The following is a 3,875-nucleotide window of genomic DNA, read 5'->3' on the forward strand; positions in this document are numbered from 1 at the left end:
AATCTTGAAATTTATAATATCAAAGGACAGAAGGTGAAAACTTTGGAGTGCTTCAATTCTTTTGAAGCAAAAGCGACGGAGTCGCTTTCCATAACCTGGAATGGAAAAAACGATTTCGGAAAACCGGCAAAGTCAGGAATTTATTTTCTGAAATTGAGAACAGGGAATAGTTCAATTATGAGAAAAATGATTTTGATCAGATAAAAAATATGCTGATAATCGATATCTAATTATGTTCATAGATTTTGCCAGGATAAAAATTCAAGCCGGAAATGGAGGAGATGGTTGTGTCAGTTTCCGCAGGGAGAAGTTCGTTGCTAAAGGCGGACCTGACGGCGGAGATGGTGGAAAAGGCGGACATATTATTGCCGTCGGGAATGAAAATGTCAACACTTTGATCGCTTATCGTTATTCGAAATTGTTCAAAGCAGAAAGAGGTCAGCATGGAATGGGCAGCAATAAAACCGGAGCCAGCGGAGAAAATACTTACCTGCAATTTCCATTGGGAACGGAAATATACGACATAACCGATAATAAAAGAAATAAAATTGCGGAATTAACCGAGCATAACGAGCAAATTGTAATTGCAAAAGGTGGTTTCGGCGGAAGGGGAAATACCCGTTTTAAAAGTGCAACTAACAAAGCTCCGAGATATGCAAAATCGGGTGGGACCGGTGAATATTTTGAACTGGAATTAGTACTTAAATTAATGGCTGATGTCGGCCTGGTCGGTTTTCCAAATGCAGGAAAATCAACCTTATTGAGTGCTGTTTCCGATGCTCATCCTAAAATAGCTGATTATAAATTCACAACTCTCGAACCATCTCTTGGGGTTGTTAAAGTCAGTGAATATGAATCTTTCGTTATGGCAGATATTCCCGGTTTGATCGAAGGAGCTCACGAAGGAAAAGGATTGGGAATCCAGTTCCTGAAACATATTCAAAGAACAAAAGTTTTACTTTTTCTGATCGACATAAATTCCAACGATCCTTTCAGTGATTATCAAACCTTGAAAAAAGAACTGCATCTTTATGATCCGTACCTCGATAAAAAACCGCATTTCATTGCTTTATCAAAAATCGACTCTATCGAAGAAAAAGATAAAATGGAATTGGTTTCTTTATTGAAGGATGAGTTTGATCAGAAACTGCATGAAAAGATTTTTCCCATTTCTTCAGTTTCAGGAGAGAATTTAAGTGAATTGAAGAGAATTCTTTTTGATTTGGTTAGAGATTCGTAGTTCGGAACCTTTAGTCCGGCTACAGACGGATTGTTCCGAAACCATAAATAAAAAAAACATAATAAAGTGAAACAGAACAAGTTCTGTTCTACAATAAAAAATGAATAAAATTAAAGCCTGGCTGCAGTTGCTTTCCACACCGGAAATCGGTAATGCCAAAGCCATAAAACTCGCAAATAAATTAGGTGAACCAAAAGATTTCATTGGTTCCGAAAAACTGGATGATGTTGAAATCATCTCGGATAATGCTAAACATTGTTTATCAAAGATCGAAGAACCGGAAGATTGGAATAAAATATCGGAGTTGATCGATGAATTCCAGATAAAATTTGTTTCAATCCTGGATGAAAAATATCCTTCGATCCTGAAAAACATTTTTGATCCGCCTTCCTTTCTGTTTTATCGCGGAACTTTGAAAAAAGAAGATTTCCGCAGAAGCCTGGCAATTGTCGGCACCAGAAAGCCGACAAATTACGGCATGCTGATGACCAAACGGATCGGAGCAAAACTCGTGCAGGCAGGATTTACGATCATCAGCGGACTGGCAAATGGAATCGATACTCTGGCTCATATTTCTGCTCTGGAAAATAATGGTAGAACAATCGCTGTCATGGGAACAGGTTGTGACCAAATCTATCCCGCAAGAAACCGGGAAATTGCTGAAAGGATCATCAAAAAAGGAGCCTTGATATCCGAATACATTCCGGGGCAACAAGCTGAGAAGTGGAATTTTCCTACCAGGAATCGAATTATCAGCGGCTTAAGTTTGGGCAGTTTGATCATCGAAGGTTCGAAAAAAAGCGGAGCATTACTGACAGCAAAATTTGCTTTGGATCAGAATCGCGATGTATTTGCTCTTCCCGGAGACATAAACAAAGAACAATCTGCCGGACCGAATTATTTAATAAAGCTGGGAGCAAAGATAGTCTGTTCTGCTAATGATATTTTAGAAGAATATGATTTAATTCTGGAGCAAGCTGAAAAACCGCTTCCCAAACTTTCGGGAAAGGAAGATAAACTCTATCAAATTCTTATTCAGAACAAACCGGAAATCCTTTTCGATACTTTGATCTTGAGAACCGGTTTATCCGTTGGAGAATTATCCACGATCCTGCTGTCTCTCGAATTGAAAAATATGGTAAAGAAAATTCCCGGGAATAAAATTATGCCGATGTATTGAAATTTTATTTGACATGAAAAGAATACAAAATAATTTATCTACAGATTTTACAACACCAAGAGAATTTCTCTTGGCCGCAAGGTTGCCGAAAGGCAACCTTAGCTTTTTATAATATGAAAACTTACATTTATATTGATGGTTTTAATTTTTTTTATCTTGCTTTGAAAAATACAAATTACAAATGGTTGGATTTCAAAGCATTGTTCAATAAACTCTTACCCAAGAATGAAATTCTGAAGATCAAATATTTCACTGCCAATGTTTCGGGAAAATACGACAAACAGCAACCAGTAAGACAAGAATCCTATCTAAAAGCTTTAAAAAAACATATTCAGGAAATAGAAATAATTAAGGGCTATTTTCAGACACACAAAGTAATGATGCCGCTGGCGGATGATCCTCGCAAAAAAATAGAAGTCTATAAAACGGAAGAGAAATGCACAGATGTAAATTTAGCAGTTCATTTAGTTAATGATGCATGGAAGAAAGAATATGAATGTGCTGTTGTAGTATCCAACGATGGCGATTTAACCGAAGCAATGAGAATTGTCGGAGAAGATCTCAATCTTCCTATTGGTTTGGCTACACCCGGTAAAGCAATAGTATCCCATTCTCTACTGAAGTATGCTACATTTATTAAACGAATTAGAAAGAACATTTTAATAAAAAGTCAACTACCCAATCCGATTCCAAATACAAAAATCTTTAAACCGAAAGAATGGTAGAAAATATTAAATGACAAACATCAAAACCAACGAACGAGAATTAGCGAGCAAAGTTTCTCAATGGTTCAACGAGCAGATAAAAAGAGGAAAATATCCTTTTAAATCCGCAAGTTGCGAACCTGGAATTAAAGTTGATAAATCAACTTATTTTGGTGATTTGATAATTTGGGAAAACAGGGAAACAAATAAAGCATTTTCTTACATTGAATTAAAACCTCCGTTCGGAAAAATAGAAAATATTGAAAGATTTAGAAAAAAAGCAGTTCAATTAAAAGTTAAAATTGCTTATACTTGGGATTTCCAATCTTTAAATGTTTATGAGATTAAAGATAATAAAATAAAATTAGAAGATAGTGAACCTCATTCTGTATTAACAAATATCGAAGATTGGAAAAGAGGGGATAAACAGGCAGAAATAAAAGCATTTATCTCCAGAATTTGTGATGAGTTATTGAGTTTTTCCGAAAAAGGAAAGTTCCGAAAATTCAAACCGGAAAAACATTATTTCATCCGTTTCTTACGAAATGTGGTTGATGATCTGATCCCTTTATTCGAGCTGTTTATCAGAATTTTCCATAAACAAAAAGAATTTAAAGGCATAATTAATAAGTTTGTTTCTGAACAATGTATTGCTTATCCAAACGATGAAGATTTTTACAGGTTAATTGCCAGCCAGCGAGTTTACGGACTTATCACAAAAATCATTTTTTACTTAACCATAAAAAGACAT

Annotated in this window: 5 protein-coding genes; all 5 read left to right on the forward strand. The window is 35.6% G+C overall.

Annotated features, from left to right (window positions below; genetic code table 11):
* Positions 1–204 (forward strand): T9SS type A sorting domain-containing protein (locus tag ENL20_01250; GenBank protein ID HHE37183.1); only part of this gene is annotated, 204 nt, incomplete at its 5' end.
* 28 nt (positions 205–232) lie between these two features.
* The gene (gene obgE, locus ENL20_01255) at positions 233–1,240 is read left to right on the forward strand and encodes a GTPase ObgE (GenBank protein ID HHE37184.1); all 1,008 of its coding nucleotides are present in this window, start codon (positions 233–235) and stop codon (positions 1,238–1,240) included.
* Positions 1,241–1,340: 100 nt separating this feature from the next.
* Positions 1,341–2,420 (forward strand): DNA-protecting protein DprA, encoded by a 1,080-nt coding sequence (gene dprA, locus ENL20_01260; protein HHE37185.1) that lies wholly within the window; start codon positions 1,341–1,343, stop codon positions 2,418–2,420.
* 113 nt (positions 2,421–2,533) lie between these two features.
* Positions 2,534–3,145 (forward strand): NYN domain-containing protein, encoded by a 612-nt coding sequence (locus ENL20_01265; GenBank protein ID HHE37186.1) that lies wholly within the window; start codon positions 2,534–2,536, stop codon positions 3,143–3,145.
* A 10-nt stretch (positions 3,146–3,155) separates the two neighbouring features.
* Positions 3,156–3,875, forward strand: a 720-nt coding sequence (locus ENL20_01270) for a hypothetical protein (protein HHE37187.1), incomplete at its 3' end; no start/stop codon positions are given.

This window comes from Candidatus Cloacimonadota bacterium, assembly GCA_011372345.1.
Lineage (GTDB): Bacteria > Cloacimonadota > Cloacimonadia > Cloacimonadales > TCS61 > DRTC01.

Bases quoted from the DNA above. Each gene is read 5' to 3' on its own strand.
- obgE (HHE37184.1), top strand. From the start codon at position 233: ATGTTCATAGATTTTGCCAGGATAAAAATTCAAGCCGGAAATGGAGGA.
- dprA (HHE37185.1), top strand. From the start codon at position 1,341: ATGAATAAAATTAAAGCCTGGCTGCAGTTGCTTTCCACACCGGAAATC.
- ENL20_01265 (HHE37186.1), top strand. From the start codon at position 2,534: ATGAAAACTTACATTTATATTGATGGTTTTAATTTTTTTTATCTTGCT.